Consider the following 14,496-nt stretch of genomic DNA (forward strand, 5'->3'; position numbering starts at 1 on the left):
TCAGCGCGGCGGCCTCGCCGGACGGTGGTGTCCGGCGAGGCCGTGATGATGCGCTTGTCTGGTCTTACTTGAGCGAGTCGATCGCGGCCTGAACCTTGGTCTGCAGGTTGCTCGGCAGCGGGACGTAGCCCTGCTTGGTCAGCGGCGACTGGCCGTCGTTGCTGGCAAGGTAGGACAGGAAGCTCTTCAGCAGCGGCAGCTTCTGCCCGTCGTTGCCGCCCGCGCAGACGATCTCATAGGTCACCAGGAGGTTCGGGTAGGCGTTCTCGTCGGTGTTGCTGTAGTCGAACTCCAGCTTGAGGTCGTTACCCTGGCCGACGAGCTTCGCCTTGGAGAGGAAGTTCTTCACGTTGTCGGTCGTGAGCTCGACGAACTTGCCGCCGGCGTTGCCGACCTTGGCGTAGGGAATGTTGCTCTGCGTGGCGAAGGACAGCTCCATGTAGCCGATGCCGCCCGGGGTGCTCTTCACGCCCTGCGCGATGCCCTGCGTGCCCTTCGAGCCCTGGCCGCCGGCGGCGGGCCAGTCCTTGTTCGCCGGGTGCGGGAAGTCGGCCTTCGCCTCGTTGGCGAGGTAGTTCGAGAAGTTGAAGCTCGTGCCCGAGCCGTCGGAACGGTGGAAGGTCTGGATGCCCAGCGAGGGGAACGTGACGCCCGGGTTGTCCTTGGCGATCTCCGGGTCGTTCCAGTTCTTGATCGCGCCGGTGAAGATCTTCGCGAGCACGGAAGCCGAAAGATTGAGCGGCTTCGTCACGCCCGGCACGTTGTAGCCGATCGCGATGGGGCCCGGGACCATCGGCAGGTCGATGGCCTCACCGCTCTTGCAGCGTGCGTCAGCGGCCGGCTTGTCCTTGTCCGACAGCGGGAAGTCCGAGCCGGAGAAGTCCGTCTGGCCCTGCTGGAACTGCTGAACGCCCTTGCCGGAGCCGCCGCCCTGGTAGTTGATCGTGGCGCCGGCGCACTGGTTCTGGTAAGCCTTGATCCACTCCGACATGGCGTTCGACTGCGCAGTCGAACCGGCGGAGATCAGCGAACCCTTCGCGCACTTGATGTTCGACGTGGGCTGTGCGCTCGAGTTGCCCGAGGCCGCGTTGTTGTCGCTGCCGCACGCGCTCAGGAGCAGAGCACCGGCCGCGAAAACGCCGAACGCGGCGCCGTGCCGCTTGATATTCACGTGAGGATCCTCCAACACTGGCAAGAACTGTCCGCACGACGGTCCATCGCGCAAGGGCACGCTAAGCAATGGCGGTGGACTGAAGGAGGACCCCAGTTGAACGAGAGGTGAAAGGCCGTTAGATCAGGTCTCGAACCCATCACGGCAAACGCTCCGTAATAACTCCACGTCTCAGCGCGTTGTGACGCGCTTCTCAGTGTCCGCGGGCGCGCTTCGGACTGCCCTGTTCGAGGGATGACGGACGAGGCGAACACGCGTCTTATGTTCACCTTCCGTTCACTGTCTCCCCTTCGCCCGGACATCGCTCGCCCGTACCCTTGGAGGTCTAGCAGACCTGGAAAGAAGTGAGCGTTCACCGCACATGGCCAAGCGAATCGACGTCAAAGACCTGGACATCTACTACGGCAAGTTCCACGCCGTGGACAGCGTCACGCTGAACGTCCCGCCGCGGAACGTGACCGCGTTTATCGGGCCGTCGGGCTGTGGCAAGTCGACCGTGCTGCGCACGCTGAACCGGATGCACGAGGTTATCCCCGGTGCTCGGGTCGACGGCCAGGTGCTGCTCGACGGCGAGAACATCTACGCTTCGGCGGTGGATCCGGTGCAGGTGCGCCGCACCATTGGAATGGTGTTCCAGCGCCCCAACCCGTTCCCCACGATGTCCATTAAGGACAACGTGGTGGCCGGTCTGAAGCTCGGCGGCGTGAAGGGACGCAAGCAGCTCGACGAGATCGCCGAGCGCGCCCTGCGCGGTGCCAACCTGTGGAACGAGGTCAAGGACCGGCTGAACAAGCCGGGCGGCGGCCTGTCCGGCGGTCAGCAGCAGCGGCTCTGCATCGCGCGGGCGATCGCGGTGCAGCCGGACGTCCTGCTGATGGACGAGCCGTGCTCGGCGCTGGACCCGATCTCGACGCTCGCGATCGAGGACCTGATCGGTGAGCTGAAGAAGGAATACACGATCGTCATCGTGACGCACAACATGCAGCAGGCGGCGCGGGTTTCGGACCAGACTGCCTTCTTCAACCTGGCCGGGGTCGGCCAGCCGGGCCGGCTGATCGAGCTGAACGACACGGAAAAGATCTTCTCCAACCCGGAGCAGAAGGCCACCGAGGACTACATCTCGGGCCGGTTCGGCTGATCTGTCTCTTGTGGACGGCCGCTCCGGGAGTTTCCCGGGCGGCCGTCTTTCTTGTGCGGGAAACAGAAAGCCAGTTTTTGCTGGTCGGTAAGAAAAAACGCCGCCCGCGCGGTCGCGGACGGCGTTTGTCGTTGTGCTGTATCAGATCGTCAAGTCTTCGTCGTCGCTGCCGTAGCCGGGCATCCGGCCGGTGACCACGAAGATCATCCGCTTCGCGACGGAAACCGCGTGGTCGGCGTAGCGCTCGTAGAAGCGGCCGAGCAGGGTGACATCCACCGCGGACGCGACGCCGTGCGGCCATTCGCGGTCCATCAGCACGGTGAACAGGTGCCGGTGCAGGTCGTCGACCTGGTCGTCCGCGGCCTCAAGATCCTTCGCGGCGGACACGTCCTTGGTCTTGATGACGGCTTCGACCTGGCGAGCGAGCGCGACCGCGGCGCGGCCCATCTCGGCGAAGTACGGCTTGACCGCGTCCGGCAGCACCGGATCCGGGTGCCGGCGGCGAGCGGCCTTGGCGACGTGCAGGGCGAGATCTCCCATGCGCTCCAAGCTTTCCGCCGCGTGGATGGCGGCGAGCACGGTGCGCAGATCGGTGGCGACCGGGGCCTGCAGCGCCAGCAGCGCGTACGCCTGCTCCTCGCATTCGGCGCGCGCGTCGTCGACCTTCGCGTCGTCGCTGATCACCTGCTCGGCGAGGCCGAGGTCGACCTCCAGCAATGCCTTGGTCGCCCGCTCCATGGCGTCGGCCACCTGGACCGACATCGCGGCCAGGTTTTCGGCGAGCTGATCGAGTTCGACATGGTAGGCCTCACGCATGAGCAACACCCTACGGCGTGGACCGGCCGAATACCGCATCGCAGGGTGAACCGCGCGTGAACCCCGCCTAACGAATCCGAGCGGTCAGCCCTGGCTGGTATTGGGCTGCGAAGCGGCGTTGGCGGGTGGCGCACCAGCCGGGTTTCCGGCCGGTTTGTCACCGGGCAGCGGAGTGTTGTCGCGCACGGCGTCGAAGAGGTTCTTGTTCTTGTCCGGCAACAGGACCTCGTTGCCGCGCTTGTTCGCGGTGCCGACGGTGGGCACGGTGAGGAAGGTGATTTTGGACGAGTCCAGTCCGCGCATCGACTGGGCGAGCGTCATCATCTGCTGCACGCCGAGGTTGTCGCCGAAGGTGGCGCGCGCGAACGCGGTGATGAAGCCGGACAGCTTGCCCGGGTCGAGCACGACGTCGGACGACATGACCTTCTTCAGCAGCGCGCCGATGAACTCCTGCTGCCGCTTGATCCGGCCGTAGTCGGACGTCGGGTCGCCCTTGACGTGCCGGGCTCGCACGTAGCTCAGCGCCTGGTCGCCGGAAATGGTGACGTCGCCGGTCTCCGCGAGCACCTTGCCGAGCACCGTGTCGTCGATCGGCTTCTCGTTGTGCACGGTGACTCCGTGCACCGCGTCGACCATTTCCTTGAAGCCGTTGAAATCGATGCCGACGAAGTGGTTGATCCGCAGACCGGTGAGTTTCTGGATCACCTTCGTCATGCATTGCGGGCCGCCGACCGAGTAGGCGGTGTTGAGCTTCGCGATCTTCTGCTCGGGCACGACTTCGTCGGTGTTCTGCGACTTGGCCGGGTCCCAGCGATTGCAGTCCGGCCGGTCGATTTCCAGGTCGCGCGGGAACGAAACGACGACGACTCGTTTCCGGTCCGCGGGAACGTGCGCGACCATGACGGTGTCGGACCGGGCACCGGGGATGGCCGAGGGATCGCCGACATTTTCCTCCGCGGAGGCACCGTCCCGGCTGTCCGAGCCGACCATCAGGAAGTTCTCGTCGTTGGCCTGCGCCTCCGCGTTCTGGATGTCGGACGAATTCTCGTCGAGCGCGCTGACCTGCGTGAACTTGGCGTCGAACCAGTTGACAGCACCCCACGCGACGCCCGTTCCGACGAAGATGGCGACCGCGAGGACGATGAGCGCGATCCGGCCGATCCGCATGTTGCGTGCGATGTGCCGCTGTTTCTTTTCCTGCAGCCGGGTCTGCTCGTGCTGCTCTTCGCTCTCTTCTTCTTTGTCCTCTTTGTCGATCAGGACGACCCGCTGAAGCGCCGTGCGCGTCTGCTCGAGCAACGCCATCGAACGGGTGGTGAGCCGTTCGCGGCGTTCCCGTTTCTTCGCTTCCTCGGCCGCCGCGTCGTCGTGCGCGGCGGAGAACCGGGCGAGACTGTGGTCGATCTTGCGGCGGTACTGGGTCGCCTCGTCGATCGCCTCCATCTCGTCGGTCATGGTGAGCGGATCCATGTCCGCCCGGGCCGCGGCAGCCGATCGCGCCGGAGCACGCCGAGGCCGCTTCCCGGCGGCGGGCGTCACCCGGGTGCGCTCGGGATCGACTGGGCTGAGCTGCGTGCGCTCCGGGTCCTGACCGGGTTCCGGCTGTTCTTTCGAGTCGAGACCGATCCCCTTGACCGGCGTGAACTGAGTCCGGTCGGCGGCCTGCGGGTTGCCTTCGACGGCGGCGCTGGTCTGAGGCCGATCGGTTCCGGGCGCGCGGCGTTGAGGCCGGGCACCCGGGCCCCGCTCCGCTGCCGCGGGGCCGAGTTGAGTCCGCTCCGGATCGGCCGGGGCGTTGCCCCGCGCCCCGGACACCTGCCCGGGGCGTCCGGCTGGCTGGTCCGGTTCGAGCGCCGAACTGAGCCGGGTCCTCTCGGAGTCGGCCGTTCCGTTGCCGGCCGGGGTTTCGCTGCCCGACCCGACCGGACGGCGTCCAGCGTCGGGCAGCCGACGGCCGGTGGCGTCCGGACCGGGTTGACGCGGTCCGGCCGCCCCGGGCCGACGGGGTCCCGGTGAGTCGGGTCGGCCGGTGGCGTCGGAGCCGGGCTGACGGGGTCCCGGTGAGTCGGGTCGAGGACGACGCGGTTCCAAGGCGTCGAGCCCGTTGAGCTGAAGACCGTCCGGACCGGGTCGGCGGGGTCCAGCCGAACCCGGCCCCGCGACTGGCGTCCCACCGAGCGACTCGGCACCGTGCGGACGCCGAGGCCCCGGCGGTTCCGCCGACACCGTCGCACCGCGCCGAGGACGTGGGGGAGGCCCGTCCGGACGTCCGCGCCGAGGTCGCATACCTGGCTCCGGAGAACTCAAGTCCGGATCAGCTGAGTCCGGCCGCTCCGCGCCGGGCCGCGCCGGGCCCGCTTCCGCGGCACCATGGCCGATGCCCGCGCGACGGCCATTCGAGCGAGGCTCACCCGGTCGTCCAGCGGCACGTTCGTCAGCGATGCCGGGTCGCCCCTCGGCCCTGCTGGACCGTTCCCCGGCGATCTCCGGCTGTCCCCCGGCATCGCCGAACCGACCTGCTGGACCGTCGGCGCGCGACCCGTTCGATGGCACCGCAGGTCCGCCTCGGTCTCCAGGCCGAGGCGAACCGTCGCCGGTCCGATACGGCGCGGTCGCACGCCGCCGTCCGCCGCCAGGTGCGTCGTCTTGCGGTTCGAACGCGTCGAAGACCGGCCCGCCGAGGAGCGCGCGGCCGCCCACTCGAGCCGTGCGCGCGCCATTGGAGTCGCCGTTGCTCGGGTGCGGCCGGCCCTCGCTCTGCTCGGGTCCGCCGAATCGACCTTCGTGCGCGGGTGCTGCCGCGTCGGCTGGACCCCCGTGCCACCCGTTCGCCCGCTTCCCCGGCGCAGCGAAGCCGTCGCCAGTCTTGGCACCGCGGCTGCCCGGACGCTCGGCATCCGGTCCGGCTCCCTCGTCCGCCGGGCGGCTGTGCCGATTGCCCAGCCCATTCGCTTGCCCGTTGCCAGGCGTCGCGGTGCTGTCGGCGGTTCCTCCGCGCAGGCTTCCGAATCCGTTCGCGCCGTTGGCCGCCGATCCGTTTTCGACCGGCTCGCCATGCGGTGCGGCAAACCCGTTGGCCGAACCATTGGCTGACGGTCGGCCGTTGGCAGAACCGTTGGTTGCGGGCTCTCCGTGCCGACCGCCGAACCCGTTCGCGGACCCGCCCTCCGCGGGATCGCCATGCCGCCCGCCGGCCCCGTTGGCCCGTCGCCGACCAGGCCCGGCCGTCTCGCGGCCGTCCGCGCCCGGATGCCCGGCCTCGGGCTCAGCCCGCCGCCGCCCCGGCGCGCCTCGGTCGATGTCCGCGCGGCGACTGACTGGTTCCGCGTGCCGGGTGGGCGGATCCTCCGGAAAGGCTGGGCGTTCCCCGGTGTGCCGCGCGACCACGTCGGACACGCTGATGCCGCCATGCGTGTCCATCGAACGGCGGCGGCCGCCGCGAGGGCGGGCCGTGCTGTCGGAATGGCGACCGGTGCCGTGGGTGTCGTGCTCGTCGGGCACTCGGTCTCCTCTCGCACGTCAGGCGCCTGGCTGGGCGGCTCACCTTTGAACACCCGGCAGCTGCACCGGGTCTCCCAGGACTCGTCGTACCGGGGGAACTTTTCGTTATCGTACGGATACCCGCCGTTCGTGACGACACCCTCCCGCGAATTTCTTCACCATGCGTCGACGTGGTCCGCACTGAAGCGGACGAACAGGTGAAGATCGGGGGCAGTGAATGGAGTAACCGCGGAGCCGCGTTACTCAGAGTGCGTAACCACTCGGGACGTCTTACGGTCGTGGAAAGCGACCTTGTTGCGTCCGGCGCGCTTGGCGGCGTAAAGGAGGTTGTCCGCCCGGTGGAGCTGGCGCGACCCGGATCCGGTGCCGTGCGCGAGGCCGACGCTGATCGTCACCTGCAACCCGGACTGGAGTTCTGACCAGGGATGACGGGCGATCCTCGCGCGGGCCGCGTCGGCGATCCGCACAGCGTGCCGGTGATCGACTCCGGGCAGGACGAGAGCGAATTCTTCGCCGCCATATCGTGCGCAGAACGCGTCGGGCGGCAGCCCCTCTTGGAGCAGATCGGCGACCCGGCAGAGAACGCGATCGCCGAGAAGGTGACCGTATGTGTCGTTCACCGACTTGAAACGGTCGAGGTCGACCAGCGCGACGGCGACCGCGGCGGCCAGTTGAGGCAGCCGCTGGTCGAGATAACGACGGTTGTAGCTCGAGGTCAGGGGGTCGCGCAGGCTGCCCGCCCGCGCGATGTCCAGTGCGGACCGCAGGTGCTGATAGGCCCGTCGCCAGTCGCCGCGCGTCGCGAACCGGTCCGCGACCGACTCGTGCAGCGTGAGCAAGTCTGGCGCGGCCTCCCCCGTTCCGAGTTCGTCCTCCGCCGACACACCGACCTCCGCCACTTCATGGTTGTCGACTTATAGGAGCGGCGGCTTGAGTCATCGGTACGCGCGAAGATGAATTTCGCTCAAGTGGACGACGCACCTCCGGCGATGTCACGCTACGCAGTTTCCGGTCAGAGGGCGGAAAATGGCAGCTTGTCCTTGAGCTGGGAAAACTGATCACGAGCCCAGTAACTCGCGTCAGTCGCCGGATCGGTGATCCACTGTGTGTAATCGGCCCACGGAATCCAGCGCCAGCCGCCGACCTCCTCGGGGTTCGGTTCGGGGTCGTCCTCGGCCCAGGCGGCGAACACCGGGCAGAACTCGTTCTCGACGATTCCCTGGAACGGCGGCGTGCGATAGCGGTACTTCGGCAGCACGCACTCCAGGTCTTCGATCGCCGGCATTCCGAGCTCGTACGACGCACGCCGGCGCACGGCGTCTTCCAGCGCCTCGCCGGGCGCGGGGTGTCCGCAGACGCTGTTCGTCCACACGCCCGGCCACACCTTCTTGTGCAGCGCCCGCTGCGTGATCAGCAGCGCGTGGTCCGAACGGCGCAGGACATAACAGGAAAACGCGAGGTGCAACGGGGTGTTCGCATGATGGCTGGCTAGCTTCGGCCCGGTCTCCCCGGTGGGCACCCCGTCCTCGGTCACGAAGACGACGCGTTCGGTTTCCGTTTCAGTGCTGGTGTTCACTCCGGCTACTGAACACCACGTGCCCGTCGACGGATACCGCGAGGCGGGTGGCCGTTTCGACCGATTCGAGCGGCGGGCCTTCCTGGAACGGGTGATTCCGCAGTCTGGGTTCGGGGACGTGAGAGCTGGCCGACCTAGCCGACCTGTGGGTCACCGGCTGGCAAGGTGTTCGACGAGCAAAGAAGTGAGCGCTTCCGGGGCCTCTTCCGCTACCCAGTGCGACACGTCTTCCAGCATCTCGAACCGGTACGGCCCGGTGCACCAGTCCGCGGTGGCCAGCGCCGCGACGGAGCCGAACGCGACGTCCTCGGTGGTCCACACGTACATCGTCGGCACCGAAATCTTGCCGATCTTCCCGCCCGGCCGCCCAGCCCGGTACCAGTTCAGCGCGGCGGTGAGCGCGCCCGGCTCGGACAGCCGCCGCACGTACTCGTCGATCTTGCTCGGCGGGATGCGCCGGTCGAAGATCTCGCGCAACGCCTTGGCGTTGTCGGCCAGCATCCGCCGCTCGGTGGCCGGAGTCTGGCGCCATTCGGTCATGTACGCCGACCGCAGGTGCTGGTCCTCGTCGGTGCGCATCGCCTCGGCGAGCGCGCCCGGATGCGGTGTGGAGACGACGGCGAGGCTGCGCAGCCGATCCGGGTGCTCGTCGGCCGTCCACCACGCGACCGCGCCTCCCCAGTCGTGGCCGATCAGGTCGAACTGGCCCCAGCCGAGCGCGTCGGCGATCGCCACCACATCGGACACCAGCGTCGCGATGCCGTACCCGGCCGGACGCTCGGGCCGCACCGCGGGCGAGTAGCCGCGCTGGTCCGGCGCGACCGCGCGATAGCCGAGCACGCCGAGCGTCGCTACCTGGTGTTCCCACTCCACGGCGGCCTGTGGAAAGCCGTGCAGCAGCAGGACCGGGCGGCCGTCTCCGGGGCCTGCGGCGATGGCGTCGAAAGAGCCGGCTTCAGTCGGGATGGTCAGCTGGTCGATCACAGGACGCACTCTACGGACTGGGGCCGACATTTCGAGTCCGACGCTGTGATCTGAGCGACAAGGGAACAAATTAGTTGAGTCGACCGTTGGCAACTTTGCATGGCTTGGTCAGCACCCCAGAAGCTGGCCACAGTTGTCCGAAAGGGGATTCGACATGCTGATCCGGACCGACCCGTTCGCCCAGTTCGACCGCCTGACCCAGCAGTTCTTCAGCGGTGCCGGCACTGCCTCGCGCACCGTCCCGATGGACGCCTACCGCTCCGGCGACGAGTACGTGGTCCAGTTCGACCTGCCGGGGATCGCTCGCGACTCCATCGACGTGAGCGTCGAGCGCAACGTGCTGACCGTCCGCGCTGAGCGCGCCGGAGTCGCGGTCGAGGACGCGCAGGTCCAGGTGTCCGAGCGACCGCGCGGCAAATTCTCGCGCCAGCTGTTCCTCGGCGACACCCTCGACACCACGCGGATCGCCGCGGACTACATCGACGGCGTGCTGACTCTGCGCATCCCGGTTTCGGAGAAGGCCCAGCCGCGCAAGATCGCCGTCGGCGGCGCGCCGCAGGAGATCGACGCCTGAAAATCGCGACTTGTCCCCAGGTTGTCCACATGTGGATGATCTGGGGACAAGTGCTGTCTGGGCAGGTCAGCCGCCGGAGTGCATGTCTTCGGCTTCGGGGACGCAGTCGTCGTCCGGGTCGTCCAGCCAGCCGTGCGGGAGCGTCACTTTGCCGGGCGAACCCTGCCGACCGCGCGGGCCGGTCGCGGTGGCCGGGAAGGGGGCGTCGTGGTCGAGCTGGGCGATCAGGTCGTCCAGCTGGCTGAGGCTGGTCACCATCGCGAAGCCGCGGCGCAGCTCGGAGCCGACCGGGAAGCCCATCAGGTACCAGGCCATGTGCTTGCGGATGTCGCGCATCGCCTTGTCCGGGCCGTCGTGCTCGATCAGCAGTTCGGTGTGCCTCCGCAGGACTCGCGCGACTTCGCCGAGGTTCGGGCCGTCCGGGACCTCTCGTCCTTGGAACGCCGCCTCCAGCTCCCCGAACAGCCATGGCCGACCGAGGCAGCCTCGCCCGACGACGACGCCGTCGCAACCGGTTTCGGCGACCATGCGCAGTGCGTCGTCGGCGGTGAAGATGTCGCCGTTGCCCAGCACCGGGATGCTGGTCACTGCCTCCTTGAGCTCGGCGATCTTCGACCAGTCGGCCTGACCGGAGTAGCGCTGGGCGGCCGTGCGGGCGTGCAGGCTGACGGCGGCGGCACCCTCGGCTTCGGCGATGCGGCCAGCGTCGAGGAAGGTGCGGTGGTCGTCGTCGATCCCGACGCGGAACTTCACGGTGAACGGCACGCCGCCCTCGGCAGCGGCTTTCGCCGACTCGCGCACGATGTCCGCGAACAGCTTCCGCTTGAACGGCAGCGCCGCGCCGCCGCCCTTTCGCGTCACCTTCGCGACCGGGCACCCGAAGTTCGAGTCGACGTGATCGGCGAGTCCCTCGCCGACGATGATCCGCACGGCTTCGGCCATGGTCTTCGGGTCGACCCCGTAGAGCTGCATCGACCTCGGCTTTTCGTTCTCGCCGAAGGTCATCATGTGCATCGTGCCGGGGTGCCGTTCGACGACGGCGCGGGCGGTGATCATTTCGCACACGTAGATGCCCGCGCCGTACTCCTGGCAGAGCTGCCGGAACGCGACATTGGTGATGCCCGCCATCGGTGCGAGCACGACGGGAGGATCGACCTGGTAGGGGCCGATCTTCAACGCGGGTGTACTCAACGTGGCAGTCACGGCATCCATTGTCGCTTGTGACCTACCGCACACGCATTCGGGCAGCTCGGCCGATGGTGACCATCTCGTGTCCGAGCATGAGTAGTGCTACGGATCCGATCAAGGCGGCCTCTGGCCGACGCTGTCCGGTATGACCACGGATGCTGCAACGCTCCACCGCCTCGCTGGCGAACTGGACGACCTCGGCCGCCGCCTGACGCATGTCGGCACCGAGCTGCGCGCAGTGCGCCTCCCGCCGGAGACTGGCTCGGCGACGGCCGTCTCGACCGGACAGGCGACCGAGGAGACCACCCAAGCCGCGGCGGCAGCGACTCAGCCGACGGCGGGCCAGCCAGTCGCGCCGGGCTATCCGTCCGCGCCGGGTCAGGCGACCGCGCCGGGCTACCCTGCTGCGCCAGGCGTCGGCCCGTACCCGGGCTACCCAGCTGTGTATGGACCTCCGTTCCGCCCGGGCTACTACCCGTACGGAACGCCGTACCCCATGCCGCACCCGGCCGCCGCGCCCCACCCGTCGAAGCCTCACCCGGGTGTCGGGCAGTCGGCTGCCGGGCAGTTCGACGATGGGCGTCCCGTCGCCGAGCAGCCGGGCACCGGCCAGTGGACCGGGCAGCAAAGCGCCGCCGGAGCTGTGGCTGAGCACCCGGACGCAAGCCAGGCTGCAGCCGAGCAACGGGCGTACGACCAGCCCGTCGCCGGCTACCCGGGCTATGCCCCACCTGCTGCCGGAGCAGGACCGGAAACTCAGCCGCCAACCGGCTATCCGCTGCCGCATCCCGCCGCGCCTTACCCGCAGCCTTACGTCCCCGCGCCCACCCTCCGCGAGCGGCTGAGCCGGGAAGGTGCCGGTTCGCGGCTGCTCGCTTGGGTCGGTGGTGCGGTGACGCTGCTTGGCGTTGTGCTGCTGCTGATTCTCGCCATTCAACGCGGTTGGCTGGGACCGCTGCCGCGGGTGGCCGTCGGTGCCGCGTTCGGCGGGATCCTCGTGGCGACGGGTGCGTGGCTTCATCGCAAACCGGCCGCGCGCACCGGTGCGTTCGCCCTTGCCGCTACCGGCATCGCGACGCTTTACCTGGACACGATCGCTGCCACCTCCTTGTACGACTTCCTCCCGGTGCCCGCCGGAATCGCGGTCGGCCTGGCGATCGCGGTGGGCGGTGTTCTGCTTGCGGTCAAATGGGAATCCCCTCTGCTGGCGAATGCCGTGGTGGGTGCTTGCGGAGTGTGTGCGCCCATGATCACGTGGGGCTTCACGGATGAGCTCGTGACGTTCCTTCTCATGATCCAGATCGCCACGGTTCCTGTCCACCTCCGACGGGCGTGGTGGCCACTTTCGTTTACCGCGGCGATCCCGCCCTTGACAGCGGCACTGATCGGGATCGGGCTGCGCACCTTGACGATTCCGGCGATCATCGCGACCGGAGTCGTCAGCGCTGGGACTGCGCTGATCACGTTGCGACGAAACGATAATGAACCATACGCCTTGTCGGTCCTCGCGCTCGCTCCGCTGCCGATCCTGGTCTACGCGCTGCTGCTGCCGAAGCCGGAATCGGTGTTCCTGGCGGGGGGAACGGCTGTCGTGCTGCTCGTGACGTGGCCCATCGTGCGAGGGAACGCGGGGACCGTCGCGGGTATCGCCGGCCTCGTCGCCGCAATGCAAGCGACCCTCACCGAATTCGACGGCGGATCGATCCTGCTCGGGGAAGCGGTGGCGCTCGCGTTTGCCGCGAAGTTCACGCGAAATCGTTACGTGCTGGGTGGTTCCCTTGGCTTCGCAGTGATCGGCGGCCTGCTCGCGATCGGTTCGGACCTCAACCCAGTCATGTTGCTGGTCGCACGGGCCCATTCGACCGCTGTTCTGCTCACGGCGCTGACGGCGGCCGCGCTGCTTCTCGCTGCGGCGATCGCTTTGCCGTGGGCGGCAATTCGGCTCGACGTGGTGAAGTCGGCCAGCCTTGCTCCGTGGCTGCCCGCGGGCTTGGGCGCGCTCTACGGCGCCGCTGGGCTGGTGCTTGCCGCGGCCATGCTGGTCATTCCGGGCCGTGCGGGATTCCTGGTCGGGCACACGCTTGTGACGGTTTCGTGGACCGTGGCGGCCTTTGTCCTTCTCCTGCGCGGGATCGAAGTGATCGCATTGCGGATCACCGGCCTGGTGCTGGTCGCCGCGGCAGTGGCCAAGCTGGTGCTGTTCGACCTCGCGGCGCTGGACGGATTGGCTCGGGTGGGCGCGTTCCTCGGAGCCGGGCTGATCCTCTTGGCCGCGGGTGCGCGATACGCCAAGCTTGTCGCGTCGCGCTGATCTTCGGGATGTCCCCCGATCCGGCGAAGGAAAGTTCTCCGGATCGGGGTTTTCCCTTGCTGTAGCAGAAGAATTCTCTCGATGGTCGGGCGTGGGAAACGTCCGGCCGACGCGGCCGGACGGAAAAGCCGCGCGAAACTGTCGGTGCCTCGTGGTTACCTTGGACGCCTACCGAGGAGGCAGCGATCATGACCTACACCCACGACTCCAAACTCATTGACCGCGCTGGCGAATCCGTCGCATGGCTCAGCACTGTCACGCCGAAAGGCCGACCCGCGCCACGTCCGGTGTGGTCTGTCCTCGACGGCGAAGACATCTTGGTGTTCAGCAAGCCGGACACCGCGAAGCTGCGGCACATCGCCGCCAACCCTGAAGTCAGCTTCCATTTGAACAGCAATGATCAAGGCGGGAGCATCATCGTCGTCAACGGGCGGGCGCACGTGGACGAGGCCAAGGCCTCCGAGGCACCCGGGTACCTGGGCAAGTATCAGCGAAGGTACGCCGGCATCGGATACCCCGACGCCGCCGCGTTCGATGCCGACTACTCGGTCCGCATCCGGATCGTGCCGGAGAAATCCTGGGGATTCTGACGCAGGTGTCGTTGAGGCCGGAAGTCGAGGTGCAGGCAGAGCTGCCGTCCGCTAGCGGCTGCGGCGGACACAGAGGCCGGTGAGGACTGACGCGGACGAGCCGACGACGGGTGCTGGGTAAGGGAATCTTGGGCAAGCAACCGGGAAGACACCCGAGGAGGGGGCGGATGGAACGTCTTTGACCACGCGACGCCGTGGGTGTCGCTGAACGCGGGAGGGGCCGGATTCCGGGTTCGGCAGCCCTGCATGGGAGCGGATCGGGAGAGGTGCGCGCCCCGGCTTGGCCAGGCGGATCCGGCGTCGGGTTGATGGCCCGGGTTTTCGGCTGCGGGCGCGTTGGGTACTTCGCAGCGTGGCACCGTCGGATTCCGACGGCGATGCTTCGGCGACCACCGGTGGAGCCTGTCATGCCCGACGTACCCGATTTATCCGATCTGTCGTACAACGCGAGCGGCGCCGTTGGCTTCGGCACCACGCGGGCGGGTGCCCGCGCGTCGAGGGCGGGCGGTCGTGCTGGGCCAGACTGCGGTGCTGAGCCGGGACGTGATGGTGGTCCGGGCGATCGCGGCCGCGGTCGTTCGAATCGCGGTAGCGGGCCGGGCGGTGACGGTGTGCCAGGCCGTGACACCGAGCCGGACCGTGACACC

General features: G+C 68.1%; 11 protein-coding genes. 4 read left to right on the plus strand and 7 right to left on the minus strand.

Annotated features, from left to right (window positions below):
* Positions 1-64: 64 nt before the first annotated feature.
* Positions 65-1,171, minus strand: coding sequence for a phosphate ABC transporter substrate-binding protein PstS (gene pstS / locus AMYBE_RS0134895; protein WP_020664033.1), 1,107 nt, complete (start codon positions 1,169-1,171; stop codon positions 65-67).
* Positions 1,172-1,532: 361 nt separating this feature from the next.
* On the opposite strand from pstS, the gene pstB reads away from it, so the two are divergent.
* Positions 1,533-2,309, plus strand: coding sequence for a phosphate ABC transporter ATP-binding protein PstB (gene pstB / locus AMYBE_RS0134900; RefSeq protein WP_020664034.1), 777 nt, complete (start codon positions 1,533-1,535; stop codon positions 2,307-2,309).
* Between the two features lie 141 nt (positions 2,310-2,450).
* On the opposite strand, the gene phoU is transcribed toward pstB, so the two are convergent.
* From phoU to AMYBE_RS0134930, 5 genes are all read right to left on the minus strand, one after another.
* A complete protein-coding gene (gene phoU / locus AMYBE_RS0134905) occupies positions 2,451-3,125 on the minus strand; it encodes a phosphate signaling complex protein PhoU (RefSeq protein WP_020664035.1) in 675 nt (224 codons plus the stop codon).
* 84 nt (positions 3,126-3,209) lie between these two features.
* The gene (locus AMYBE_RS45265; RefSeq protein ID WP_027928336.1) at positions 3,210-4,595 is read right to left on the minus strand and encodes an LCP family protein; all 1,386 of its coding nucleotides are present in this window, start codon (positions 4,593-4,595) and stop codon (positions 3,210-3,212) included.
* 2,270 nt (positions 4,596-6,865) lie between these two features.
* On the minus strand, positions 6,866-7,525 hold the full coding sequence (locus tag AMYBE_RS0134920; RefSeq protein ID WP_020664038.1) for a GGDEF domain-containing protein: 660 nt from the start codon (positions 7,523-7,525) through the stop codon (positions 6,866-6,868).
* Between the two features lie 113 nt (positions 7,526-7,638).
* A complete protein-coding gene (gene idi / locus AMYBE_RS0134925; protein ID WP_020664039.1) occupies positions 7,639-8,202 on the minus strand; it encodes an isopentenyl-diphosphate Delta-isomerase in 564 nt (187 codons plus the stop codon).
* 150 nt (positions 8,203-8,352) lie between these two features.
* On the minus strand, positions 8,353-9,186 hold the full coding sequence (locus AMYBE_RS0134930; RefSeq protein WP_020664040.1) for an alpha/beta fold hydrolase: 834 nt from the start codon (positions 9,184-9,186) through the stop codon (positions 8,353-8,355).
* A gap of 154 nt (positions 9,187-9,340) precedes the next feature.
* Between AMYBE_RS0134930 and AMYBE_RS0134935 the strand changes: the two genes are divergently transcribed.
* On the plus strand, positions 9,341-9,760 hold the full coding sequence (locus AMYBE_RS0134935) for an Hsp20/alpha crystallin family protein (protein WP_020664041.1): 420 nt from the start codon (positions 9,341-9,343) through the stop codon (positions 9,758-9,760).
* Between the two features lie 66 nt (positions 9,761-9,826).
* Here the strand turns inward: AMYBE_RS0134935 and dusB are convergent, their stop codons facing one another.
* The gene (dusB, locus tag AMYBE_RS0134940; RefSeq protein WP_027928337.1) at positions 9,827-10,972 is read right to left on the minus strand and encodes a tRNA dihydrouridine synthase DusB; all 1,146 of its coding nucleotides are present in this window, start codon (positions 10,970-10,972) and stop codon (positions 9,827-9,829) included.
* 121 nt (positions 10,973-11,093) lie between these two features.
* Here dusB and AMYBE_RS0134945 point away from each other — a divergent pair, with 121 nt between their 5' ends.
* On the plus strand, positions 11,094-13,259 hold the full coding sequence (locus tag AMYBE_RS0134945) for a DUF2339 domain-containing protein (protein WP_020664043.1): 2,166 nt from the start codon (positions 11,094-11,096) through the stop codon (positions 13,257-13,259).
* Positions 13,260-13,447: 188 nt separating this feature from the next.
* Positions 13,448-13,849, plus strand: a complete 402-nt coding sequence (locus AMYBE_RS0134950) for a TIGR03667 family PPOX class F420-dependent oxidoreductase (RefSeq protein WP_020664044.1) — start codon at positions 13,448-13,450, stop codon at positions 13,847-13,849.
* Positions 13,850-14,496: the final 647 nt, after the last annotated feature.

It is taken from the genome of Amycolatopsis benzoatilytica AK 16/65, assembly GCF_000383915.1.
Lineage (GTDB): Bacteria > Actinomycetota > Actinomycetes > Mycobacteriales > Pseudonocardiaceae > Amycolatopsis > Amycolatopsis benzoatilytica.

What these genes read in the sequence shown, in the direction of transcription:
- pstB (WP_020664034.1), top strand. Translation starts at nt 1,533, where the DNA reads ATGGCCAAGCGAATCGACGTCAAAGACCTGGACATCTACTACGGCAAG.
- phoU (WP_020664035.1), bottom strand. Translation starts at nt 3,125, where the DNA reads ATGCGTGAGGCCTACCATGTCGAACTCGATCAGCTCGCCGAAAACCTG.
- AMYBE_RS45265 (WP_027928336.1), bottom strand. Translation starts at nt 4,595, where the DNA reads ATGGATCCGCTCACCATGACCGACGAGATGGAGGCGATCGACGAGGCG.
- AMYBE_RS0134935 (WP_020664041.1), top strand. Translation starts at nt 9,341, where the DNA reads ATGCTGATCCGGACCGACCCGTTCGCCCAGTTCGACCGCCTGACCCAG.
- dusB (WP_027928337.1), bottom strand. Translation starts at nt 10,972, where the DNA reads ATGGATGCCGTGACTGCCACGTTGAGTACACCCGCGTTGAAGATCGGC.
- AMYBE_RS0134945 (WP_020664043.1), top strand. Translation starts at nt 11,094, where the DNA reads ATGACCACGGATGCTGCAACGCTCCACCGCCTCGCTGGCGAACTGGAC.
- AMYBE_RS0134950 (WP_020664044.1), top strand. Translation starts at nt 13,448, where the DNA reads ATGACCTACACCCACGACTCCAAACTCATTGACCGCGCTGGCGAATCC.